The following is a 23,409-nucleotide window of genomic DNA, read 5'->3' as shown; positions in this document are numbered from 1 at the left end:
TAACTGCTTGGTAAGGCTTTCATCGGAATTATTTATGGGGTTGTGCTTCCGCCTCTTGGCTTGAGAGTGCTGTTAGCGGATAGCTAAGGTTTAGCCCGTGCTGAGTGTTGAGTAAAAATCCTAGTCTTTAGAAGATTTTCATGCTTGGCTTTTGAAACTCGTTTTATCGGGACTGTCTTCGTTTGATAGAGCAATTTTATTAAAAAATAATTAAAAAATTTCACTTTACTGGACACAGCTATGGGTAATTTTGACCCTCAGCCAAGAATCTCGAATTGATCCCCGGAAGCAATACTAAAATAAATATAAATTATTTCTTCGAAACTAAATTTTTTTAAGTGATATATACCAGTAAATGATTAAATCTTAATATACCAAGTACATGGCTCAGAGTCAGGCATAGAATTAGAAACACCTTGGTGTAAACTTTAGCAACGAGGTTAAAAATAATTCTCAATGCTTAACAAAGTCATCGCTTTTTCACAAACTACTGTATAAAGAATTGGCAACATTGGTAAAGAGAGTAAACAATAACCATAGCTAAACTTGGAGTTTTGCCAACTTATGCAGCCAATTCGTACATTTAACGTATCCCCTTCACTACCGCCGCGACTCGAACCACTACGGCGGTTGGCATATAACTTGCACTGGGATTGGAACGTTGATACTAAAGACTTATTTCGTCGCTTAGACTCTGACCTGTGGGAGTCTAGCCATCATAACCCAGTGTTAATGTTGGGTACAATCTCTCAATCGCGGCTTCTGGAAGTTGTCGAAGATGAAGGCTTTTTAGCGCAAATGGATCGAGCTGACCGTCAGTTAGACGATTATTTGCAAGAGCGCACCTGGTATCAGAAACAACGGGAGCAGAAACCCAAAGAATGCTACGCCTATTTTTCGGCGGAATTTGGACTTGTAGATTGTTTGCCCGTCTATTCTGGAGGCTTGGGCGTTCTGGCGGGGGATCACCTCAAATCTGCCAGTGACTTGGGTTTACCGCTTGTCGGTGTAGGTTTGCTCTATCAGCAAGGCTACTTTGCCCAGTATCTCAATGCCGATGGCTGGCAGCAAGAACGCTATCTGCTCAATGATTTCTATAATATGCCCTTGCATCTGGAGCGCAATGCCGATGGTTCTGAACTGCGGATTGCGGTAGATTATCCAGGACGCAAGGTATATGCCAGAGTTTGGCGCGTACAGGTAGGAACAGTACCTCTGTATCTGCTGGACACTAACATTGAACCGAACAACACTTACGACCACGACATCACAGATCAGCTGTACGGTGGCGACATCGATATGCGTATCCACCAGGAAATCATGCTGGGGATCGGTGGCGTGCAAATGCTCAAAGCTTTGGGGCTAAAAGTTACCGCTTACCACATGAATGAAGGCCATGCTGCCTTCTCTGCCCTAGAACGCATCCGCTTGCTGATTCAGGAAGAGGGACTGAATTATGTCCAAGCTAGACAGGTGGTCGCTTCCAGCAATATCTTTACCACCCACACGCCAGTACCGGCAGGAATTGACTTGTTCGCTCCTGAGAAAATGCTGCACTACTTGGGATATTACGCAGAGATATTTGGGTTGCCCAAAGAGCAATTTTTAGGACTGGGGCGCGAGAATACAGGCGATTTATCTGGGCCTTTCAGTATGGCGGTGCTGGCACTGAAAATGGCAACATTTTCTAACGGTGTCGCACAACTGCATGGTGTAGTGTCGCGGCAAATGTTCCAAGGCTTGTGGCAGAAAGTGCCAGTGGAGGAAGTGCCGATCGCCGCAATTACTAACGGTGTCCATGCTCGGAGTTGTGTGGCGAAATCGACTCAAGAATTGTACGATCGCTACCTCGGCCCAAATTGGTCATCAGCACCACCAGATAGCCCATTATGGGAGCGGATGGACGCCATACCGGATGAGGAATTGTGGCGCAATCACGAACGCTGCCGCTTAGATATGATTTTGTATGTGCGGGAGCATTTGGTCAAGCATTTGACCGATCGCGGCGCTTCTGCTTCCGAAATTGTCCAAGCCCAAGAAGTTTTAGATCCTTACGCTTTCACCATTGGCTTTGCTCGTCGGTTTGCCACCTACAAACGCGCCACCCTCTGGATGCGCGATTTGGATCGCATTAAGCGGCTTCTGTTGGCTAACAAAGACCGGAAAGTGCAATTCGTAATTGCTGGTAAGGCACATCCTAAAGATATCCCCGGTAAAGAACTGATCCGCGAGATCAATCACTTTATCCGCGAACAGCATTTAGAAAAACAGGTAGTGTTTGTTCCCAATTACGACATTCACATCTCCCGGTTGATGGTTGCGGGTTGCGATATCTGGTTGAACACACCGCGTCGTCCACGGGAAGCTTCTGGTACTAGTGGCATGAAAGCCGCCATGAATGGCTTGCCAAATTTAAGCGTACTAGATGGCTGGTGGGATGAAGCTGATTACGTCCGCACAGGCTGGGCGATTGGACATGGAGAGAATTACGACGATCCTAACTACCAAGATGAAGTAGAAGCAAATGCTCTCTACGAGTTGTTAGAGAAGGAAGTTGTGCCGTTATTTTATGAACATCGGGATACTGATGGTTTGCCCCGTCCTTGGGTTGCCAAAATGAAGGATGCAATTCGATTGAATTGTCCGTTCTTTAATACAGCGCGGATGGTAGGAGAATATGCTGGGAGAGCTTATTTTCCGGCTAGCGATCGCTATCATACCCTGACTGTTGATAAGTATGCCCCAGCTAAAGAACTAGCTGCTTGGAAAGAAAAATTGGGCGAACACTGGTTCAATATCAGAATCAAAGATGTTGATGTATCGGCAGCTTCAGACATTGAGGTTAACCAAACCGTTGCTGTCAAAGCCAAGGTTGACTTGGCAACTTTGAGCAATAATGATGTGCAGGTGGAGCTATATCAAGGTGCCATCGATGCCAATGGTGAGATTGTCAACGCTGTAACAGTGGTGATGGATTACCAAGGGGAAGATGGACAGCAATTGAGCATTTACACGGGTAATATCACTTATACCGCTTCTGGTTTACAAGGCTTGTCTTTGCGTGTATTGCCGAAAAATCCACACCTGGCTAATCCTTATGAACCAAGGTTGATTGCTTGGGCAGAATAAGAGTGCTGATTAATTTTTGAATAATCAAGATTAGGCGTTGCTGATTTAAGTTTAGCAACGCCTTTTGTTGTGCGATGCAGTCACGCCTCAAAAATAATTATTGCTTGCTATAATTCCTCGTAATTTTAAGGGAAATACAATTTGACTGGAATAATCATAAAAGTCAGCTTCTTAAGCTTTGATCGATCCGCACTTTGGAGCGACAAGTACTAATGTCTGCAAACGTGAATTTCTTGGTTTACAAACGTTATACCAATCTGTAATAGCTTTGATTTACGAGCAAAATATTAATAGTACGCAAAAAATATTTTTACGTAAATTTATCAGCAAATAATGTGAAGAATATGCAAAGATGCGTGCAGAAGCAAAAATATTTAAGTAAATACAGTATTATATGGTAAGTGTTTGGTTATTTAGATGTTCTCTATTTTCAAGCTAGACATCTAAACAGAATTGTCCACAAGGGGGGTATGAAAATCTCTTTCCGGATCAAAAGTTGAATATTTTCTCTTCTAGTAAGACTTAGACGCTGGCAGTAAACCAAATACCAAGTATAAATTCTAGGCATTCAATCATCAGATTCTTTCATCATCCTTGTTCAATGATTTTTACGGAACAAGGATGATTAATTTAGTCTGAAATGACTGATAATCCTAAATACACACGTTCATTAGTTTGTACAGCGCTTAAGGCTTAGATAGTTTTCAGATAGATTTAGATAGTGTCACGTAAAAGCCATTCTTTGGATGAATCTTTGATCAACACTAGTGTTAATTAAAGATGATGTATAAGTATGGCAAAAACTTAAAATCCCGGTTAATTTTTGTGCCCAAAAATAGCAATAAAGTCCATGTTGATAACGGAAGTTACTGAAAAGCTATATTTAGGTAGATAAAAGTTATGGCAAATATCATTGGAACCAACCGTAATGATAACCTACTGGGTACTTATGACGCGGACACAATTAAGGGTCTTGCAGGCAACGATACCATCACAGGTAACAGAGGCAACGACACCCTAACTGGTGGCGGTGGCAGTGATGAATTTGTTTATGAGTACACCACTAATGATATCATCACCGATTTTGGTGGCGTAGGTAAAGGAACACACCCAACAGCAGCAATCATTGCCGAAGTGGACACTCTAAATTTTCAGGGTGATGGCTTAACTGCCCAAAATATGATTTTGACCCAGAATGGCAACAATCTAGAAATCACCTTTGCAAACGACTTTCAAGAGGACGCTACTCCCAAAGTCATTCTGCAAAACTTTGCCTTGGAAAATCTGGATAACCTCAGCAAATCCACTGGAGCAAGTGTAAACTTGGGCAATATCCTGTTTGATGAGCAAACTACCATCACAGACAGCTTTGATGTTTTCAATGCCAACTCTACCCAAAGTACTATCTTCAATAAGAATACAGTCACCTTCCTTAACGACCTGAACAATAATGTTAACGGCTTTGATAACTCAGATGATGCGATCAATGGTCAGGGGGGTGATGACAAAATCGATGGCAAAAGTGGCAATGACTTACTGAGAGGTGGTGCGGGGAATGACACGCTCATTGGTGGTGCGGGGAATGACACGCTCGTTGGTAACACAGGCAATAACTCCCTCGCTTATGGTACTGGCGATGATAATTTGAATCTTAACAATTCAAAAGGCAACGATCTGCTCATTGGTGGCGATGGAAATGATTTTCTCTTTGCCTCTGGTGATTACAGCCCGGTCCGAGGAGGCTCAATTTTATTTGGCAATTCTATCTCTGGCAATAACACCCTCAATGGTGGCGCTGGTGACGATACCTTGAATGCTGGTTATTCAACAGGGAATAACACTCTCAACGGTGATATTGGTGATGATTATTTGAATGCTATTTATTCAACAGGTAATAATCTGCTTTCAGGTGGCGTTGGTAATGATTATCTGTCCGTTTCTGGCCTGGACGACTACGAATCTGGAAACTTTAGGAGAATTTATGGCACTGGCAATAACATTCTCAAGGGTGGTGCTGGTGAGGATACCTTAGATGCTAATTATACAACAGGCAAGAACACACTCATTGGTGGTGCTGGTGATGATTACTTAGATGCTAGTTATACAACAGGTAATAACACCCTCATTGCTGGTGCTGGTGATGATTACTTGAATGTTAACAATTCAGAAGGCAATAATCTGCTCTTTGGGGGTGATGGCAACGATATCCTTTCTGGAGGCACTAGTGGCTATGATCCCAACCATCACTTCACTAGTGGCAATAATACGATGGATGGGGGTAAAGGCAATGATTTGTTGTCTGCTGCTTACACCTTTGCTACCGAAGGAATCACAACGACTTTCAATGCTACTACTAAAACTGGATCGATTACAGCAGGCACAAATCGAGTTAGCTACAACAATATAGAACGATTAGATATCAGAGGTACAGCCTACGATGACAATATTGTGGGGAGCAATGGTAACGATACCCTCTCTGGGGGCAATGCTGGCAATGATACGATCGATGGCGGTAAAGGTGACGATGTGTTGTTCGCCGATTATACCTATGCTAGCGAAGGAATCACAACGAATTTCAATGCTACTACTAACACTGGGTCAATTACAACAGGCGCAAATCGGGTTAGCTACAACAATATCGAACGATTGTATATAGTAGGTACAGCCCACGATGACAATATTGTGGGGAACAGTGGGAACGATACCCTTTCCCTAGACTTAAGGGGTAATAGTACTGGCAATGATACGATCGATGGGGGTAAGGGGGACGATGTTTTGTTCGCCGATTATACCTATGCTAACCAAGGAATCACAACGAATTTCAATGCTACTACTAACACTGGATCAATTACAGCAGGCACAAATTGGTTTAGCTACAAGAATATCGAACGATTAGATATCAGAGGTACAGCCTACGATGACAATATTGTGGGGAATAGTGGGAACGATACCCTCTCTGCGGGTGGTGGCAAAGATACGATTGATGGGGGTAAGGGTGACGATTTGTTGTCCGTAAATTATAGCGGTACTTTCAAAGCAATGACTTCGACTTTCAATGCTACTACTAACACTGGGTCAATTACGACAGGTATCAATAGTGTTAGCTACAAGAATATCGAACGATTAAATATCTTAGGTACAGATGTCAATGACAACATTGTGGGGAGTAATGGCAACGATACGCTCTGTGGGGGCTACTTTGGTGGCAATGATACCCTAACAGGTGGGAACGGTACTGATACCTTTACTGTCTATAGTTACACCAAAGGTGTTGATACTATTGATGACTTCAACGCTACTAATGAATTGATTCAGCTATCGGCTTATGGGTTTGGAAGTCGGTCAATAGGTTCACTTTCAGCAAATAAATTTACAATCGGAACATCTGCAACCACTAGTGAAGAGCGATTTATTTACAACAGCGCTACAGGTGCATTGTTCTTTGACCAAGATGGTAGTGCATCTGGGTTTACTCAGGTACAATTTGCACAACTATCTGCTGGATTGTCACTAACGAACAACAATTTTGTGTTTTTTAATCCTGATTAGCGCTCTGCCATTACCAAGCGATACGGTTTGCAGAATTCTATTTTTAGTATCAGCAAGGACTCTAAAGCAGCATACGCGAAGCCTTTGCTCAAATTCTCTGAGGGATAACAATGTAGCCAGTGGTGCGATCGCCTAATACCAAATTACGTTGTTCTCCCCAATACCACCAATATGCGGCAACATAGGCGCAAATTAAGCTATCTAGTTTATCTTCGGTTGCTTTGAGGGCTGCGCCTGTGGTGGGGATTTTTGGAATAAACGAACCGCAGAGGCGCAGAGAACGCAGAGGAGGAGAGAAGGAGGGGAGAATATCGAGAAGATAATTTTGGAGTTTAATTAGTTCTAGGCGGCGCTCAGTGAGGCGTCCTTTTTTATATTTGAGGATGCGTTCTAAGTTGAATAGGTTAACAATTGCTGGGTGGGGGAAGACTTCTATTTGATATCTGCTGAGTTTTTGCGGTTCTATGGTGGGTGCATGTGCAAAGCCACGTGATTCTAATTCTAAGCCAAAGTTGACGGTGCGCTCTGCGAAGGGTAGGTTTTGATTAGCTGGGTAGCACCCCGCATGATATTTACCAAAGTATTTGTGGCTGAGTTTATCGGGGAGGCGACTCCCGGTAGCGTTGGGTATGAGGGTAGGTGCATCTACGGCAATAATGGCTGGTTCGTCTGCTTGGACGCTTTGATCGATCCAAATAAGGATGTCTGCAATGGCATCTTTGCGGTCTAAATCGAGTAATTGCAGTTGTCCATCTACCCATTCTAAACAGCACAATCCACTTGGTTGCGATCGCCAGCCTAAATCAATGCCAATAAATTTCATGGTAATAACACGAATTTGCGATTATTTTCGCATTTTCGGGCAACCATTTACCTAAATTTACTTGCTAAAAATCATGAGAAATAATCTTATAATCTTAAGCAGCTTGTCTTAATTTATTTTATCTGGCAATAATTTAATCAAGATTATTCCAATGAAAGTTTTATTTTTACATCCCAATTTTCCCTCACAATTTCGCAACCTAGCGATAGTTTTGGGTAAAGATCCTAATTGCCAAGTCGTCTTTGGAACAAATCGTCGGGAAGGAGAAATACCTGGCGTTTTTAAAGCTATTTATACTCCTTCTCGTGAAGCTGCGCCTCAAACTCACCACTACGTTCGCAACCTGGAAAATGCTGTTCTCACCGCGCAGGCTGTCTATCGCGTGGCAGAAAAATTAAAATCCGAGGGTTTCTTCCCAGATATAGTTTATGGTCATTCTGGTTGGGGGCCAACTTTATTTATGAAAGATGTTTTCCCCAAAGCAGAATTATTGTGTTATTTCGAGTGGTTTTATCACGCTCACGGTTCCGATGCAGATTTCGATCCCAACGATCCACTTAACGCTGATGATGAATGCCGCATCCGCGTGAAAAATGCACCGATTTTAACTGATTTATATAGCTGCGATCGCGGTCTTTCTCCAACTAATTGGCAGCGTCAGCAGTTTCCCAAAGAATATCATAGCAAACTCACTGTCATTCATGATGGTGTTGATACCAATTATTTTGTCCCCAAACCAGGCGCAAAGTTAGTTTTACCAAGAATAAATCTGGATCTTTCTCATGTGGAAGAGTTGGTAACTTATGTAGGACGGGGGATGGAACCTTATAGAGGTTTTCCGCAGTTTATGGAAACAGTGGCGCTACTTCAGCAGCGACGACCTAAGTGCCACGTGGTAGTTGTCGGAGAAGATCGGGTTGCTTATGGTAAAAATCTCCCCGATGGTCAGACTTATAAACAATTAATGCTAGAAAAATTATCTTTAGATTTATCGAGGCTGCACTTTACAGATAGGCTTCCTTACAATGAGTACCTTCAGGTTTTGCAAGCTTCTTCTGCCCATGTTTATTTAACCCGTCCTTTTGTATTATCCTGGTCAATGTTAGAAGTAATGGCAGCAGGATGTTTACTAATCGCTTCTAAGACTCAGCCAGTTTTAGAGGTAGTACAGGATGGGGTAAATGGACTGCTGGTAGATTTCTTTTCTCCCCAGAATATTGCTAATCGGGTTGAAGAGGCGCTGAATAATCCTCAAGAAATGAAAGCGATTCGTGCGAATGCGCGAGAGACTATTCTGAAGCGTTATGATTTGGCGAAACTATTACCACAGCATTTGCAATGGATGTTCGCTGGGAAAACTTCTGATAATTTGAAAAAGCGTCCAAGTTCTAAAGGATTTGGCAGAAATTAGTCATTGGTCATTAGTCACTTGTACTGAGCGTAGTCGAAGTATTGGTCATTTGCATAAATATTTTTTGCCTCAAGCAAAGGTGCAAATAAAAGCCTGAAAAACAAGACTTTTGCAAGAAGTATATTAATCATTAGTGATTATTGGTCAATAAAAAATGACAAATGACCAATACAACTCTTGGAGAGGCTGCACCAACGACTAAGCTTAGTACAAATAACAAATGACAAATGACTAATGACAAATAAATACAAAAGCGATATGTAAAATGCGAATTATTTTTACCATTGCCCATTTTTTCAAACCTAGCAATGAGGGTCGTCATGCTTCCCAACGCAAAGACCCGCAACCCCGTTTGGAGGCATTAACTAAAAGTATTATCGCTTTACATCAATTATTTGGCAAATCTCAAAGTATTATCAACATTGCTCAACGACTAGCTTTCCCTGCTAATCAGCCGCAGTCTCACGAACTAGATATTGTTATTTGTACAACTAAAGATAATCATCTTCTGAATCAGCTTCCCTTACCATCCCATTTATATAGGCATCATTCTAGCAATGCAGAACCTCTACTTTTGGGGTTTGAGTGTCAAGCTGTTCTGCAAAGTTGTCTCGGTCAGTATGATTATTACTGCTTTCTTGAAGATGACTTAATTATTCACGATCCTTGGTTTTTTATCAAATTAAACTGGTTTACCCAACAAACAAGTGATTTAAATTTGCTCCAGCCAAATCGTTATGAAGTCTCTCCCAAAGCTTTGGTTCACAAAGCTTATATTGATGGGGATTTGGCTTTACGAGTAACTGCTCCTTTTCAAAATTTGCAAGAGCAACAGGAACTCAATGGTGCAATTATGAATGCACCAATTACCTTTCGTCGTGCCCTCAATCCTCACGCAGGCTGCTACTTTTTAAATGCAAATCAAATGGCTCACTGGACTAATCAAACCTATTTTATTGACCGAGATATTAGTTTTGTTGGGCCTTTAGAAAGTGCTGCTACTTTAGGAATTATGAAAACATTCCGAATTTACAAGACCTCACCGGAGCAAGCAAACTTTTTGGAGATTCAGCACTTTGGAACTGGATTTCTGGGGCTAATTGGCGGACAGGTGGGTTTGGCTGAAAGGTAAATCGAATGTAAATCAAAAGTACATAAACTACTTTGATGAAGAGCAAAAGCTTTCATTACGGCGTTTTGCAGTTTAGTATTTCTATTGCCGTGTTATGTAAACGTAACCTTTTGCAATGCGATTGCATCGACTGACAATGCGATTGCATCGACTGACAATGCGATTGCATCGACTGACAATGCGATTGCATCGACTAACAATGCCATTGCATCGACTTTTTATTTACAACAGATTACAGTCAAGCTTTACAATGCCCACTCTATAAGTCGAAAGTAGGGGCGCAAGGTCTTCATTGGTGTCAACTTAAGCTGAAAGCCTCTTCAAATCTTGTTTTTATGCTCCTGGTGGCTCTGCCGCTAGTAAGGGAGGCGGAGCTTCTAGGACAGCATTCCTAGTCGGAGCAGGGGAACGAGACAATATGTAAAAGCTGGTTCTAGGCTGGCTTTCACGTTAAGTTGACACCAATGCAAGGCCTTGCGCCCCTACAAATATAGAAATAATTTGGGATAATTTATTTTTTGCAAGTCCCGAAGTTATCGTTTTCCTTGAAGAATTTCTATAGCAATCGGAGTTGAGTTAAAATCTCTCATCCCATAACGGCGAGTTGACCTGGAAAATGTCAAAATTAAATGAGTTTTGCGTAGGCGCAAGAAACTTGTCGCCAGACATCGCCACTTGACATAGCGCGGATTTGAGATAACTAAGTTGGAATTTATGGGCAAGCAACGTGTTCTTTCTGGAGTTCAACCAACCGGCAATTACCATCTAGGTAACTACTTGGGAGCCATTCGCAACTGGGTAGAAGGTCAGAGCGAATACGAAAATTACCTTTTTGTGGCTGATTTGCACGCGATTACAGTGCCACACGACCCAAAACAGTTGGCAGCTGATACCTACACTCTTGCTGCTCTCTATTTAGCTTGTGGTCTTGATTTAAATCACTCCACTATCTTTGTACAATCCCACGTTTCGGCCCACAGTGAACTCACTTGGTTGCTCAACTGCATTACACCTCTAAACTGGCTGCAAGATATGATCCAGTTCAAAGAAAAGGCCGTCAAGCAGGGAGAAAATGTGAGTGCAGGCTTATTGGATTACCCTGTGCTGATGGCAGCAGATATTTTGCTTTATCAAGCGGATAAAGTGCCAGTGGGTGAAGACCAAAAGCAACATTTGGAATTGACACGGGATATTGCAGCTCGATTAAATCACCAATTTGGTAAACCAGAACAACCAGTTTTGAAGTTACCAGACCCTTTGATTCGTAAGGAAGGGGCAAGGGTGATGAGTTTAGCTGACGGTACACGCAAAATGTCGAAGTCCGATCCTTCGGAGTTAAGCCGAATCAGTTTGCTAGATTCGCCGGAACAGATTCAATACAAAATTAAGCGTTGCAAAACCGATCCGATTCGTGGGCTGACTTTCGACGATCCAGCGCGTCCAGAGTGTAATAATTTGTTAACGCTCTATACATTGCTTGCTGGGAAGAAAAAGGAAGATGTGGCAGTTGAGTGTCAGGATATGGGCTGGGGACAGTTCAAGCCATTGTTGACAGATACAATTATTGAGTCCCTGAAACCAATTCAAGAAAAATATCACTCAATAACGGCGGATAAAAGCTATTTGGAGTCTGTGTTGCGGGATGGAGGGGAAAAAGCTAGAGCGATCGCAAATCAAACTTTATCACAAGTCAAAACTGCTTTAGGCTACTCTCTACCTCTATAAGTTTTCCCCTTTGGGTGTGATTTGTTATACCATTTAATAAATTGAACAGCTTAATGTTATGCATCACACCCACAGCCCCACAGGTTTAAATGACTTTCGCAGAGCTGTACGAGCAGGTGAATTTCTAGTTACCGCCGAGGTAGCGCCGCCAAAGGGGGGAGATCCAGCGCACATGATTCAAATGGCGGCGACTCTTAAGGGGAGAGTTCATGCCGTCAATGTAACTGATGGTAGCCGCGCCGTGTTAAGGATGTCTTCATTAATGGCGTCGGTGATTTTGTCACAGAATGGTATAGAGCCGATTTGTCAAATTGCCTGCCGCGATCGCAACCGCATTGGTTTACAAGCTGATTTAATGGGCGCTCATGCTTTAGGCATAAATAACATTTTAGCTTTGACTGGCGATCCAGTAAAAGCGGGCGATCATCCAGATGCCAAAGCAGTGTTTGACTTAGAAGCTGTGCGACTGCTGCAACTGATTCGGAAGATGAATCAAGGCGTTGATTGCAATGAAAAACCCTTGACTGATGGAGCATTAGATTTATTTGTTGGTGCAGCAGTAGATCCGCAATGTAAAAGTTGGTCGGGTTTACAAAGTCGATTTGAACGCAAAATCGAAGCTGGAGCGCAGTTTTTTCAAAGTCAGTTGATTACCGATTTTGAGCGGCTAGAAAAGTTTATGGATACGATTGCTGCTGGTTATAAAAAACCAATTTTGGCAGGAATCTTTCTGTTGAAATCGGCAAAAAATGCCCAGTTTATTAATAGATGTGTTCCGGGTGTGGATATTCCCCAACATATTATTGATCGATTGGCAAAAGCCAAAGATCCTTTTGAGGAAGGGATAAAAATTGCCGCCGAGCAAGTGCAGATAGCGCGGCAATTATGCCAAGGAGTTCACATGATGGCAGTAAAGCGTGAAGATGCGATCGCGCCAATTTTAGATTTGGCTGGGATTGCCCCAGTGAATCAATTGGTATCTATGTAAATTAGAGAATGAATCTTTTATTAAGGCAGATAGTTATTTCTATCTGCTTTTTTTATGCTGAAATAGGCGCGGTTACACTATTTTTGATAGACTTTCAATATCCAATGTTCCCTTGACTAAATCTCGGTGCAAACTGACAAAATATTTTATAACTTATTTCAAGCTTTTCCTAGCATATTTTTTGCGATAATTGGCGACACGACTGCCAATGTCAACGCCTATCAATTTGTTTCAGTCGAGCTAAAAGAAACTGCTTTTAGGATTGATGGGGTATTCATCCCCACAAGTGAAACCACAAACCAACCATTTTACTTTGTTGAAGTTCAGTTTCAATTAGACTCAACTTTTTATAGACGCTTCTTTGCCGAAATCTTCCTTTACTTGCGTCAAAACGAATCAGTCAATTTTTGGCGTGCTGTTGTCATCTATCCACAACGAAGTTTAGATCCAAACGATCGTCTACCGTATGAGTTGCTGCTAGACAGTTCACAAGTACAACGTATTTATCTAGATGAATTAGATACGAGGGAGAACTCACTTCAAGTTGCGATCGTTAAATTAATTATCGAAAGAGAAGAGACAGCCGTTAACAAAGGTAGAGAATTGATTTTACAAGCAAGGCAACAACTGGCAGATGAATCTACCAGCAAGCAAATTGTAGAATTGATAGAGACTATTCTGTTGTACAAATTTACCCGCTTAAGTCGAGAGGAGTTAGCAGAAATGTTGGGTATAGACGACGAATTCAAAAAAACACGGATGTATCAATCAATCAAGGAAGAAGGTTGCCAAGAAGGTCGCCAAGAAGGTCGCCAGGAAGCTAAGTTAGAAGCTATTCCCCGATTGTTGGCATTGGGATTGAGTGTAGAACAAGTGGCGGTGGCTCTCGATTTAACCGTGGCGCAAGTAGAGCAAGCAGCCCAGAATTAGTCTATCTGATAGTGGGCAGTGCTTGCCTCTAATTTAATCAGCAAGTGTGACGCCGAATAGCTTGTTTTAGACATCGCCTCTTTTTGTTTTAGCTAAACCAGAAGCGATGTCTACAACGGGCTTACGCCTACGAACTCAAAACCTGGGTTACATCTTACCGTGTTGCAGCACTTGTTGTAGATGTTGGCGAATCTCTTGTGCGTGTTCAATATCAGATTGCCGCAATTTTTGGAACAACTCTACACAAGGTTGAGAACCTACTTGTTCTGCATCTTTGATGTAGGTATCGTAAGCTTTAACAGCTTCAGCCTTGTTGTGCAAAACGGTGACAAAATCATACTCCAAGTCGCTAATCGCTGTTTGAGATTGTCCGTTACTTGTATTTGTAGCCATTGCTTGAACCTCTTTTAGTATTTCTAATTAACGTTATATTCACCCTTCAAGAGCGATTCATCTTCCAAAAAGAGTATATTTCAATACGTCGGAAGTACCTTGCAAAAATGATTTCCTGATACAGCCTCACACAAAGGAGTGGGGAGTGGAGAAAAAGTATTTTCCCCACTCCCCAGTACAGACGTGATTAATCGCGTCTCTCCCACTCCCCATTTTCATAACAATTTATCCAAGCGGTTGATTCTCATCACATTGACGTGAATACTGTAATTCCAGCTCGTTTTGCCGTTCTCTACCTCCCCTATACACAACCGGGCAAAACTTAGTGTTAGCGCTCATACAATCCATGTGTGGCGTTTTAGCACAGACTACGAGTAGTCCACCCAGAACAAACAACAAACCACAAATTGCAAGCGTATTAACCCAAGAAATTTCCAGCGCTCCGTGAACTACTACCTCTCGCAGCAAAGATACTATTGTTACCTCAACTGCTACTCCTACAGAGATACTATGTTCTTGCAAATAGACCATTAATAGTCGAAATAACTCGACTAAAATCAACACAAATAGTATTTTTGCAGTCACATGTTTATAGTCTAGTGGCTGCGTGAGGGCAATAGCTATCCCCCACAATTGGATTAGCATGACGGCGAACAAACCCAAACACAAAACAATCACAATTAAGTCTTGAAAGGCTTCCATGTTCCGAACAATTGATTGCCGATCGAGCCAGCGATCGCTAAATAAAAATCGACTTTTCTGGCGCTTTTGCATGTACATTTTTCCAATCGGGACGAGTTCAGACAACACCAGCGAGTCAACCCAATAGTTTTATGTTATGCAATATTAAGTTTTTCTGCCTCAGCGAGGTTGGTAATTTAAATTTTGTGCTTGTTGCAACAATTGCTCGGCATTTTTCGCCCATTGGGGATTTTTTTGAGCATTGTATAAATCTCTAGCAAATTGCAATACTTGTACTGCATCGCCATATTGCTGTAACTGGATAAAAACTAACCCAGCACCATAATAAGCGTTGGGATAGTTAGAGTTAGCTTCGGCTGATTTTCTAAAAGCCTCTAATGCTTCTTGTAATTTACTTTGTTGAAAAAAAATTGAGCCGAGATTGTAGTAAGCTTCTGGATACTTGGGATTAATTTTTAATGCCTGATAAAATGCACTTCTGGCTTGATCGAGTTTACCTTTTTGAAGATAGCACATCCCTATATGGTAAGGAGGTTCTGGTGCATTTTTGCTATATTCTACGGCTTTTTTAAAAGATGCGATCGCTTGTTCGCAATCTCGTTGCTGTTCTCGTACTAACCCCAAGTTATAGTGGGCAAATCCGAGTTTGGGATCGAGTTCTAAGGCGCGTTGCAAGTAATCGTTAGCTAACTTTAAATTATTGCCTTCTAACAACGCTCCGCCTAAATTAGCAAAAGCTGGAGCAAATTTCGGATCGGCTTGCGTCGCTCGATAAAATGCATCCGCAGAGGGTTGTAATTGTCCCGTTTGTCGGTATGCTAACCCCAGATTATAGTACGCTGGTGCCAATGCCGGATCTAATTTAGCTGCTTGTTTAAAAGCTGCGATCGCATCTTGTACCCTTCCCGCCTGAATTGCCTGTAAGCCTTGGTTTAACCAGTCTACGGCAGTTTTAGGATTAGATTGGGCCAACTTTGAGGCGACAGGAGGAGATAGAGCAAGAGAGGGGAAGGAAATGCTAACAACAAGCAAAGTCAAACTTACTAACCCTGCCATGCGATATTTAAAGAATGATAATCTCATTGATTTTCTGATTCGCAACACTCTCAGTTAAATTTACTTGATAAAAAGTTTTTTACAAAAGTTTTTGATTCGGTATAAAAATTTGTGAGACTTAATTTTTCTTAAGCTAAATCTTACGACAGGCTACAATTTTTTTAACTTTCGATTAAAGGGAGGATAATAACGAATTAAAGAAGGGGTAATTTTGACTCCAGAGAACCATTTTTTTATCCCTTAATATATACAGAATCATGCGGTTATGAATGAATTACCGCAAGGGAGGTTTTATGAACGAAAAAGTAAAATCGGGTTCGCGGAACGTTGCAATTGTTGGGCCTTATTTAAGTGGAAAAACCACTTTACTAGAAAGCTTGTTATTTGTCACAGGGGCAATTTCTCGCAAAGGGAGTGTTAAGGACAGCAATACAGTGGGAGATAGTGCTGCCGAGTCGCGCGATCGCCACATGAGTGTAGAAGTTAGCGCCGCTAGCACTGAGTATAACGGCATTCGTTTCACATTTATTGATTGTCCGGGAAGCGTAGAATTTGCCCAAGAGACGTACAATGCTTTAATCGGAGTTGATGCAGCAATTGTAGTTTGCGAACCCATCCGCGATCGCGTTCTCACCCTTGCCCCTCTATTTAAATTCCTAGACGATTGGGAAATTCCCCACCTCGTCTTCGTCAACAAAATGGATCGGGCAAATATTCACGTCTTAGAAACGTTACACGCCCTGAAAGCAGTATCTAGCCGTCCTTTGGTAGCGCATCAATATCCCATCATGAATGGGGAACAACTCACCGGCTTTATCGATATGGTGAGCGAACAGGCATATCAATATCATCCAGGCGCACCTGCCGATCCCATTCCCTTACCCGAAAGTTTAAAAGAAGAAGAACATACAGCACGGACAGAAATGCTCGAAGCTTTAGCAAATTTTGACGACCATTTACTCGAAGAACTTTTAGAAGACATCGAACCACCCCAAGAGGAAATCCTCAAAGATTTAAAAATGGAATTAGGGGCAGATTTAGTAGTGCCCGTTTTCTTTGGTGTAGCAGAACAAGATTATGGTGTTAGACCTCTATTAGAAGCCTTGTTACGAGAAGCCCCCGAACCAGAAAGCACAGCAGAACGTCGTTTAAAAAACATAAAAGGTGATACAGCTTTAGCGCAGGTATTAAAAACTTACTACACTCCCCAAGGTGGCAAACTGTCTTTGGTGCGTGTTTGGCGGGGCAAATTAACTGATGGCATCGTCCTCAATGGCATTCGCACTGGTGGAATTTACCGCCTCATGGGACAACAACAGCAATCAGTTAACCAAGTTAGTGCTGGTGAAATTGTCGCTTTGAGCCGTTTAGAAGGAATCAAGACAGGCGATACAATCTCTATAGAACAGCAGTCGGCAATAAAATTACCCAAAGCTGTAGAGTTGGAACCAGTGTATGCTCTCGCCATTACACCAGAAAAGCGCAACGATGAAGTTAAACTCAGCAGTGCTATTACCAAGTTATTAGAAGAAGACTGCTCACTTGCTTGGGAACAACACGGCGATACCCACGAAGTTATTCTTTGGGGTCAAGGCGAGATTCATTTACAAGTCGCCTTAGACAGACTGCGCCGCAAATATAACTTGCCAATGACAACGCACTTACCACAAGTGCCTTACAAAGAAACCATCCGCAAAACAGTGGCTTCAGTTCATGGACGCTACAAACACCAAAGCGGTGGTCACGGACAGTTTGGTGATGTTTTTCTCGAAATCAAGCCCCTACCACGCGGTACAGGTTTTAACTTTAATGAAACCATTGTCGGCGGCGTGGTTCCGAAACAGTACATTCCTGGCGTAGAAATGGGCGTGCGGGAATTTTTGACACACGGGCCTTTGGGCTTCCCAATAGTGGATTTGGCGGTAACTCTGACTAATGGTTCTTATCACAACGTTGATAGTTCCGAACAAGCTTTTAAACAAGCTGCCCGATTGGCAATGCAAACGGGGATACCCCAAGCAGAACCTACCTTGTTAGAACCAATTCTGCGGGTAGAAGTGACTACACCGAGCGAATTTACCTCCAAAGTGCTGCAACTGTTGAGTGGTAGACGGGGGCAAATTTTAGGCTATGAGGGTAGAAACGATTGGCAAGGCTGGGATAATGTCTCTGCATACTTACCACAAGCAGAAATGCAGAATTTTATTGTAGAGCTGCGATCGCTCACCTTGGGCGTTGGTTCCTTCCACTGGGAATATGACCATCTCCAAGAAGTACCAGAAAAACTCGCCGAACGCGTCATTCACAGCAATGGTAATGGTGGTAACGGCAACGGCAAGTAATCTTCAGTTAAAAAACATTTTCTCTATTCAGAATCTTGGAGTGGCAACTTTCGCCACTCTTATTTCTTTTTTATAGTAGTGGTCTATCAAATTCATTATCATTGGCAAATAGTTCAGGATTTATCAACCAACGATAGCTAAGTAAAACTCAAAGTTAATCTTCGTCAATTTCGCTACAAAATTGTCAAAATTTTGCCTACTTAAACAATTTACTAAATAGAAAAATTAAGTGTATTTACCAATGCAACTTATCGGATAAACTTTATTAAAATGCAAATAATATGATTGACTTAAATATAACAAACTATGGATATTACAAAACTAACCTGGACAAAAAACATTAAAGCCTTCTATCCAACAAAACAAGAAAGATGGGCTTACAATAAAGTGAGTAATATTTTTGAATTACATTGGCGAAACAAAAATAAACAAGACGAAAAAAACGCCAATAAACCAGCAGAAGGGGAACTAATTCTTTTAAGACAGCTTGGTAGAGTGACTCATATCGTCAAAATACTTGATAGTCAATTTAGTTATCTTCAAACAAATGCTGAGAATGAATTTAATATTTATCGCCATGTTGAAGTTGTTTGGATAACTGATAATTGGGATAATCCCCCAAGTACTGATGAATTCTTCGAGCCTAAAATCCAATTTCCAATGGGTGGAACTGCATATAAGCTAGAACGTATAAAAGCATTTAAACAACGTTGGGATGAGCAAGGCTTGCTTGAATTTCAAAAGCACGTTCAAAAAGAATTAAAGATTGGCTAAAATTGTTATCCTTAAAAAAAAGGAGCCTAAGTTAGGCTCCTTAATTAAAAAAGTGGTAAAAGAATTGTGACTACTTAACAGTCACCTTACCGCCAGCTTCTTCGATGCGCTTCTTAGCATCTTCAGCGGCATCCTTAGCAATACCTTCTTTAACTGCCTTGGGCGCAGCTTCCACCAAGTCTTTAGCTTCTTTCAGGCCCAAACCGGTCAATTCGCGGACAATCTTCAGCACAGCAATCTTCTTATCAGCTGGGACTGATTCGAGAATTACTTCAAACTCGGTTTGCTCAACAGCTTCTTCAGCAGGAGCAGCACCACCAGCGCCAGGCATCATCATCATGCCGCCAACAGGTGCAGCAGCACTTACGCCAAAAGCTTCTTCAATTTGCTTAACTAACTCAGAAGCTTCCAACAAAGAAAGGGTTTTTAGTTGTTCTAAAATTTGATCGGTTGCAGCAGACATTGATATAACTCCTGTAATTTTGATTATTTATTAGTCATTAGTCATTAGCTTTTGACTGTTGACTGATGAACCATGAAGTCTATTCAGCAGCAGTTTCTGTGCTGCTATCAGCTTCAGCAACAGCTTCGGTGCTGCTATCAGCTTCAGCAACAGTTTCGGTGCTACCACCACTTTGCTCTTGTTCAGACACAGCCTGCAAAGCACGAGCCAGTGAACCAGGAACTTCGTTGATACCCACAGCAATCTTGGTAGCCAAGGCGTTGATAGCCCCAGCAATTTGAGCGATGAGTTGTTCCTTAGATGGCAAGTCTCCCAGTACCTTGACATCAGGTTCTTTAAGTAGGCGACCTTCCAATACACCACCACGAAGTTCTGTCTTCTTGCTGACTTTTTGGAATTCTTGGTATGCCTTAATTGCCGATGAAAAATCTTCTTTTACCAGCAAAAAGGCGGAAGCACCGTTGAGCAATTCTGACAAAGGCTGCCATTTTTCATCATCTTTAATGGCAATGCCCATTAGAGTGTTCTTCGTCACCTTACAAACAGTGCCACTAGGACGCAGCCGCCGCCGTAAGTCTGTGATTTCCGAAACTGTTAGCCCCTGATAGTCAATTACCAGTGCCAGAGTTGACTGACTCAAAGTTTCTTTGAGGTCAGCTACTATCTCTTTTTTATTTTCTAGTGTTCTACCCATTCCAATCTCACCTCCTTAAAATAATCGGTGATTTCCCTTGTAAGTTTTTTCTCAACCTGAACCCAAACGACAAACCCCAGCTAATATAGCCGGGGTTGAGTACTAAAACTCCTGATGCCATAGTTATCACACCTTTATGGGTGGCAATTTTGACAATTAGAGTTTTAACCTCGGCAGGATATTTAAGTTATTAGCACCTGCTGTCTCCGGCTTTGCTTATTTAATTTTGTCATTTGTCCTTAGTCATTTGTCCTTTGCCTTTACAAATGACTAATGACTAAAAATTAAGCTGCTCCGCTAAGTTTCAAATCTCGTAGGGCGCTGATATCAACTTTAATTGATGGCCCCATTGTGGCTGACACATAAAATGTGCGCCAATAACGACCTTTAGCTCCTGAAGGACGGTTACGGTCAATCGTCTCTTGTAATGCCTTCAGGTTGACTAACAAATCTTCAGGCGAGAATGTTGTCTTACCAAACATAACATGGACAATGCCAGTTCGGTCAGCTCGGAATTCTAATTTACCAGCTTTGAATTCTGCGATCGCACCTGCTAAGTCAAATGTTACGGTTCCACCCTTGGGCGATGGCATCAAACCACGCGGACCAAGCAATTTACCCAGCTTTGCCACTTGTGGCATCACATCGGGTGTGGCAATCAGCTTGTCAAAATCCATTCTACCTTTCTGGATTTCGTCAATCAGTTCTTCCGATCCGACTATATCAGCACCAGCACTGCTTGCTTCGTTTACCTTTTCGCCTCTGGCTATCACCGCCACCCGAACGATTTGTCCTGTACCTTTGGGCAGTGCTACCGTTGTCCGCAACTGTTGGTCTGTATACTTGGGGTCAATTCCCAACCGGATATGCGCTTCCGCAGCTTCAGTAAATTTAGCTGTTGCTGTGTCTTTAAGAAGAGCTAAAGCCTCTAGGGGATGATAATCTTTTTCTTCTACTTTTGCTTGCAGACCCTGCAAACGACGCGATATTTTTGGCATTTGTTCTCCTGGGGTAATTCCGAAGCCTTGCCTCTCCCCCGATAATTTGTTATTTGTCCTTTGTCATTTGTCCTTTGTCATTTGCTAGTTTTTTACTAATGACTAATGACCAATGACCAATGACTAATCCGTAACTGTTACACCCATATTTTTAGCCGTTCCTGCCACAATCTTCATTGCCGCTTCGATATCGTTGGCATTGAGGTCGGGGAGTTTGGTTTGGGCTATTTCTTGCAATTGTGCTTTGGTTATTGACCCAACCTTCTTTTTGTTGGGTTCATTCGAGCCTTTTTCAACTTTCGCCGCCTTCCGAATCAGTACTGATGCGGGTGGCGTTTTGAGTACGAATGTAAAACTCCGGTCTTCAAAAACCGAGATTTCTACAGGTATCACCATTCCAGCTTGGTCTGCTGTTTTGGCGTTGTACTCTTTACAAAACATCATGATGTTGACACCATGTTGACCCAAGGCGGGACCAACTGGCGGTGCTGGGTTGGCTTTTCCAGCATTCAGGGCCAGTTTAATGACCGCCACTACTTTCTTCGCCATTTGTATTTAACTCTGTTTCTCTACCTGATTAAATTCCAATTCTACTGGTGTATCCCTGCCGAAAATTGAGAGCAAGGCTTTAAGTTTACTCCGTTCTGGAGAGACTTCAATTACCTCGCCTTCAAAGTCTTTAAATGGACCAGAAAGCACCATTATCTTATCACCAGTAGCCATGTCAATTTTGACAACAGCTTCTTGTTCGCTGGTTTGTTTGAATATACGTTCAACTTCTGAAGAACTTAGTGGTATGGGGTTGACATGACCGCGACCCTTGCTGCTACCACGTTTTTGTTCTGAACCGACAAAGTTAATTACATGAGAGGTGTTGCGTACCACCTGCCAAGTATCATCATCCATCATCATCCGCACCAACACATAACCAGGGAAAACTTTTTCTTCTGTATGCTGGCGACTGCCATCTTTGCGGATTTTAACCGCTGGCGTTTGCGGAATTTCTACCTGGATAATTTTGTCAGCTACATCAAAAGTTTGAATGCGTTGCTCTAAGTTAGTCTTTACACGCTTCTCACAGCCTGAAGCTACTTGTACTGCATACCAGCGTGCTTCTTTTGACGCTGCTTCTGCTGCTTCTGCTGCTTCTGCTGTTTCTTCTGACTGCAACATTGAGTTGCGTGGTTCATCTGTTGCAAAACTCATTAGAACACCTGTTTTGCTGCCCAAGCAAACAATCCATCGACCAAGTATATCAAAGATGCGGAGAGTGCCACCATTAACAACACAGCGGCGGATTCGCTCACTATCTGTTTCCGACTGGGCCAAACTACTTTTTCAAGTTCTTCTTTGGTTCCCTGTATGAAGTTGTTAAAGCTAAAACCATTTGTGGTTTCTGGCAATTCTGCTTCACTTTTTTTGGCCACGACCGTTATCCCCCGTTTCTTATACTAGATCCTGTTTAATTGTCATCTAGGTTTGCAGTTTCGACTCTATTTCACTTGCCGGAAGCAAAACAACTGCAAATACAATAAGTTTACCCGAAATTATTAGCGCTAACTGCTATATTAGCAGCAGCGTAATTATTTCGGGCTTTGTTTTTTTGCTCTTGAGCGCGCCCTGGAGGACTTGAACCCCCGACATCAGGTTTTGGAGACCTGCGTTCTACCAACTGAACTAAGAGCGCACAAGCTGTTTTTGATTCAGTGATTGCGCTGAACTAAATTTCAGTTTAACGCAATATGCGATTTATATCATACCTTAATTTTGTCGGGAAAACAAGTCAGCGGCAGATGCCGCTTGCAGCTTGAGATTTCTCCCATACTTTTGAAGGACGAATCACAAAGGGCGGTCAAACCGTTGCTTGATTCGGGTTGCTTTACCTACGCGATCGCGGAGATAATATAGTTTAGCACGACGGACTTTACCGCGACGTAACACCTTAATGCTGTCAATCCGGGGAGAATGCAACAGAAATACCCGCTCAACGCCCACGCCTTGAAAAACCTTACGAACTGTAATAGTTTCGTTGATGCCGCCATTGCGCTTGGCAATCACAACTCCCTCGTAGGGCTGCACGCGGTATTTTTCGCCTTCTTTAATTTTCACTCCCACTTTTACAGTGTCGCCCACATAAATGTCGGGCAGATTCGATTTTATCTGTTCCGCTTCAATGGAGCGGATAATCTCTTGAGCGTTCATAGTCTTTCTGTCTGCTTAAAAAAAACTCACGATCATCAATGATAAATCGATAATCCTATTTCAGTCTACTTGTTAGGATTGATAATTGTACTGATACA

Annotated in this window: 20 protein-coding genes, 1 tRNA gene and 1 other annotated feature; of the genes, 9 read left to right on the top strand and 12 right to left on the bottom strand. The window is 42.3% G+C overall.

The annotated features are described in order from the left end of the window. The first annotated feature begins 564 nt into the window (after positions 1-564). Both glgP and V7K84_RS18375 read left to right on the top strand, forming a co-directional pair. Positions 565-3,129: an alpha-glucan family phosphorylase gene (gene glgP / locus V7K84_RS18380; RefSeq protein ID WP_334840093.1), complete on the top strand. Its 2,565-nt coding sequence runs from the start codon at positions 565-567 to the stop codon at positions 3,127-3,129. A 900-nt stretch (positions 3,130-4,029) separates the two neighbouring features. Next, positions 4,030-6,678 carry a beta strand repeat-containing protein gene (locus V7K84_RS18375; RefSeq protein ID WP_334840091.1) on the top strand — a complete coding sequence of 883 codons (2,649 nt, stop codon included), beginning with the start codon at positions 4,030-4,032 and terminating at the stop codon, positions 6,676-6,678. An 88-nt stretch (positions 6,679-6,766) separates the two neighbouring features. Here V7K84_RS18375 and V7K84_RS18370 read toward each other — a convergent pair whose 3' ends face one another. After that, positions 6,767-7,501 (bottom strand): DUF429 domain-containing protein, encoded by a 735-nt coding sequence (locus tag V7K84_RS18370; RefSeq protein WP_334840090.1) that lies wholly within the window; start codon positions 7,499-7,501, stop codon positions 6,767-6,769. Between the two features lie 151 nt (positions 7,502-7,652). On the opposite strand from V7K84_RS18370, the gene V7K84_RS18365 reads away from it, so the two are divergent. From V7K84_RS18365 to V7K84_RS18345, 5 genes are all read left to right on the top strand, one after another. Beyond that, complete coding sequence (locus tag V7K84_RS18365; protein ID WP_334840089.1) at positions 7,653-8,912, top strand: glycosyltransferase family 4 protein; 1,260 nt, start codon at positions 7,653-7,655, stop codon at positions 8,910-8,912. Positions 8,913-9,177: 265 nt separating this feature from the next. Next, positions 9,178-10,044, top strand: a complete 867-nt coding sequence (locus V7K84_RS18360) for a calcium-binding protein (protein WP_334840088.1) — start codon at positions 9,178-9,180, stop codon at positions 10,042-10,044. 714 nt (positions 10,045-10,758) lie between these two features. Then, complete coding sequence (gene trpS, locus V7K84_RS18355; RefSeq protein WP_334840087.1) at positions 10,759-11,769, top strand: tryptophan--tRNA ligase; 1,011 nt, start codon at positions 10,759-10,761, stop codon at positions 11,767-11,769. 58 nt (positions 11,770-11,827) lie between these two features. Then, positions 11,828-12,757 carry a methylenetetrahydrofolate reductase gene (locus V7K84_RS18350; protein ID WP_334840085.1) on the top strand — a complete coding sequence of 310 codons (930 nt, stop codon included), beginning with the start codon at positions 11,828-11,830 and terminating at the stop codon, positions 12,755-12,757. Between the two features lie 126 nt (positions 12,758-12,883). After that, positions 12,884-13,687, top strand: coding sequence for an Rpn family recombination-promoting nuclease/putative transposase (locus tag V7K84_RS18345; protein WP_334840084.1), 804 nt, complete (start codon positions 12,884-12,886; stop codon positions 13,685-13,687). Between the two features lie 147 nt (positions 13,688-13,834). On the opposite strand, the gene V7K84_RS18340 is transcribed toward V7K84_RS18345, so the two are convergent. The 3 genes from V7K84_RS18340 to V7K84_RS18330 form a co-directional block, all read right to left on the bottom strand. Beyond that, on the bottom strand, positions 13,835-14,080 hold the full coding sequence (locus V7K84_RS18340; protein WP_334840082.1) for a hypothetical protein: 246 nt from the start codon (positions 14,078-14,080) through the stop codon (positions 13,835-13,837). 225 nt (positions 14,081-14,305) lie between these two features. Then, positions 14,306-14,860 (bottom strand): phosphate-starvation-inducible PsiE family protein, encoded by a 555-nt coding sequence (locus tag V7K84_RS18335; RefSeq protein WP_190240812.1) that lies wholly within the window; start codon positions 14,858-14,860, stop codon positions 14,306-14,308. An 81-nt stretch (positions 14,861-14,941) separates the two neighbouring features. After that, the gene (locus V7K84_RS18330; protein ID WP_334840080.1) at positions 14,942-15,865 is read right to left on the bottom strand and encodes a tetratricopeptide repeat protein; all 924 of its coding nucleotides are present in this window, start codon (positions 15,863-15,865) and stop codon (positions 14,942-14,944) included. Between the two features lie 266 nt (positions 15,866-16,131). Between V7K84_RS18330 and V7K84_RS18325 the strand changes: the two genes are divergently transcribed. Both V7K84_RS18325 and V7K84_RS18320 read left to right on the top strand, forming a co-directional pair. Further along, positions 16,132-18,180 carry an elongation factor G gene (locus V7K84_RS18325; RefSeq protein WP_334840079.1) on the top strand — a complete coding sequence of 683 codons (2,049 nt, stop codon included), beginning with the start codon at positions 16,132-16,134 and terminating at the stop codon, positions 18,178-18,180. Between the two features lie 306 nt (positions 18,181-18,486). Further along, positions 18,487-18,954 carry a hypothetical protein gene (locus tag V7K84_RS18320; RefSeq protein ID WP_334840078.1) on the top strand — a complete coding sequence of 156 codons (468 nt, stop codon included), beginning with the start codon at positions 18,487-18,489 and terminating at the stop codon, positions 18,952-18,954. A gap of 70 nt (positions 18,955-19,024) precedes the next feature. On the opposite strand, the gene rplL is transcribed toward V7K84_RS18320, so the two are convergent. The 8 genes from rplL to rplS all read right to left on the bottom strand — a co-directional run bounded on the left by rplL (position 19,025) and on the right by rplS (position 23,311). Further along, complete coding sequence (gene rplL / locus V7K84_RS18315) at positions 19,025-19,417, bottom strand: 50S ribosomal protein L7/L12 (RefSeq protein ID WP_334840076.1); 393 nt, start codon at positions 19,415-19,417, stop codon at positions 19,025-19,027. A 79-nt stretch (positions 19,418-19,496) separates the two neighbouring features. Beyond that, a complete protein-coding gene (gene rplJ / locus V7K84_RS18310; RefSeq protein ID WP_334840074.1) occupies positions 19,497-20,111 on the bottom strand; it encodes a 50S ribosomal protein L10 in 615 nt (204 codons plus the stop codon). Positions 20,112-20,170: 59 nt separating this feature from the next. Further along, positions 20,171-20,339, bottom strand: a sequence feature (ribosomal protein L10 leader region). 56 nt (positions 20,340-20,395) lie between these two features. Continuing rightward, a complete protein-coding gene (rplA, locus tag V7K84_RS18305) occupies positions 20,396-21,109 on the bottom strand; it encodes a 50S ribosomal protein L1 (protein WP_334840072.1) in 714 nt (237 codons plus the stop codon). A gap of 123 nt (positions 21,110-21,232) precedes the next feature. Further along, a complete protein-coding gene (gene rplK, locus V7K84_RS18300) occupies positions 21,233-21,658 on the bottom strand; it encodes a 50S ribosomal protein L11 (protein WP_099102703.1) in 426 nt (141 codons plus the stop codon). A gap of 6 nt (positions 21,659-21,664) precedes the next feature. After that, on the bottom strand, positions 21,665-22,315 hold the full coding sequence (gene nusG, locus V7K84_RS18295) for a transcription termination/antitermination protein NusG (RefSeq protein WP_094348919.1): 651 nt from the start codon (positions 22,313-22,315) through the stop codon (positions 21,665-21,667). Beyond that, positions 22,315-22,536: a preprotein translocase subunit SecE gene (secE, locus tag V7K84_RS18290; RefSeq protein WP_334840071.1), complete on the bottom strand. Its 222-nt coding sequence runs from the start codon at positions 22,534-22,536 to the stop codon at positions 22,315-22,317. Before secE ends, nusG begins: the two co-directional genes overlap by 1 nt. Before the next feature lie 187 nt (positions 22,537-22,723). Beyond that, a tRNA-Trp gene (locus V7K84_RS18285) sits at positions 22,724-22,796 on the bottom strand. Positions 22,797-22,948: 152 nt separating this feature from the next. Next, complete coding sequence (rplS, locus tag V7K84_RS18280) at positions 22,949-23,311, bottom strand: 50S ribosomal protein L19 (RefSeq protein WP_094348921.1); 363 nt, start codon at positions 23,309-23,311, stop codon at positions 22,949-22,951. Positions 23,312-23,409 lie beyond the last annotated feature (98 nt).

Origin of the sequence: Nostoc sp. (assembly GCF_036917315.1) — a bacterium.
Taxonomy (GTDB): domain Bacteria; phylum Cyanobacteriota; class Cyanobacteriia; order Cyanobacteriales; family Nostocaceae; genus Nostoc.
Note: the sequence above shows the minus strand (reverse complement) of the source record. Positions and strands in the feature narration are given on the sequence as shown.

Coding starts and splice junctions, on each gene's coding strand:
- glgP (WP_334840093.1), top strand. CDS start 565: ATGCAGCCAATTCGTACATTTAACGTATCCCCTTCACTACCGCCGCGA.
- V7K84_RS18375 (WP_334840091.1), top strand. CDS start 4,030: ATGGCAAATATCATTGGAACCAACCGTAATGATAACCTACTGGGTACT.
- V7K84_RS18370 (WP_334840090.1), bottom strand. CDS start 7,501: ATGAAATTTATTGGCATTGATTTAGGCTGGCGATCGCAACCAAGTGGA.
- V7K84_RS18365 (WP_334840089.1), top strand. CDS start 7,653: ATGAAAGTTTTATTTTTACATCCCAATTTTCCCTCACAATTTCGCAAC.
- V7K84_RS18360 (WP_334840088.1), top strand. CDS start 9,178: ATGCGAATTATTTTTACCATTGCCCATTTTTTCAAACCTAGCAATGAG.
- trpS (WP_334840087.1), top strand. CDS start 10,759: ATGGGCAAGCAACGTGTTCTTTCTGGAGTTCAACCAACCGGCAATTAC.
- V7K84_RS18350 (WP_334840085.1), top strand. CDS start 11,828: ATGCATCACACCCACAGCCCCACAGGTTTAAATGACTTTCGCAGAGCT.
- V7K84_RS18340 (WP_334840082.1), bottom strand. CDS start 14,080: ATGGCTACAAATACAAGTAACGGACAATCTCAAACAGCGATTAGCGAC.
- V7K84_RS18335 (WP_190240812.1), bottom strand. CDS start 14,860: ATGTACATGCAAAAGCGCCAGAAAAGTCGATTTTTATTTAGCGATCGC.
- V7K84_RS18330 (WP_334840080.1), bottom strand. CDS start 15,865: ATGAGATTATCATTCTTTAAATATCGCATGGCAGGGTTAGTAAGTTTG.
- V7K84_RS18325 (WP_334840079.1), top strand. CDS start 16,132: ATGAACGAAAAAGTAAAATCGGGTTCGCGGAACGTTGCAATTGTTGGG.
- V7K84_RS18320 (WP_334840078.1), top strand. CDS start 18,487: ATGGATATTACAAAACTAACCTGGACAAAAAACATTAAAGCCTTCTAT.
- rplL (WP_334840076.1), bottom strand. CDS start 19,417: ATGTCTGCTGCAACCGATCAAATTTTAGAACAACTAAAAACCCTTTCT.
- rplJ (WP_334840074.1), bottom strand. CDS start 20,111: ATGGGTAGAACACTAGAAAATAAAAAAGAGATAGTAGCTGACCTCAAA.
- rplA (WP_334840072.1), bottom strand. CDS start 21,109: ATGCCAAAAATATCGCGTCGTTTGCAGGGTCTGCAAGCAAAAGTAGAA.
- rplK (WP_099102703.1), bottom strand. CDS start 21,658: ATGGCGAAGAAAGTAGTGGCGGTCATTAAACTGGCCCTGAATGCTGGA.
- nusG (WP_094348919.1), bottom strand. CDS start 22,315: ATGAGTTTTGCAACAGATGAACCACGCAACTCAATGTTGCAGTCAGAA.
- rplS (WP_094348921.1), bottom strand. CDS start 23,311: ATGAACGCTCAAGAGATTATCCGCTCCATTGAAGCGGAACAGATAAAA.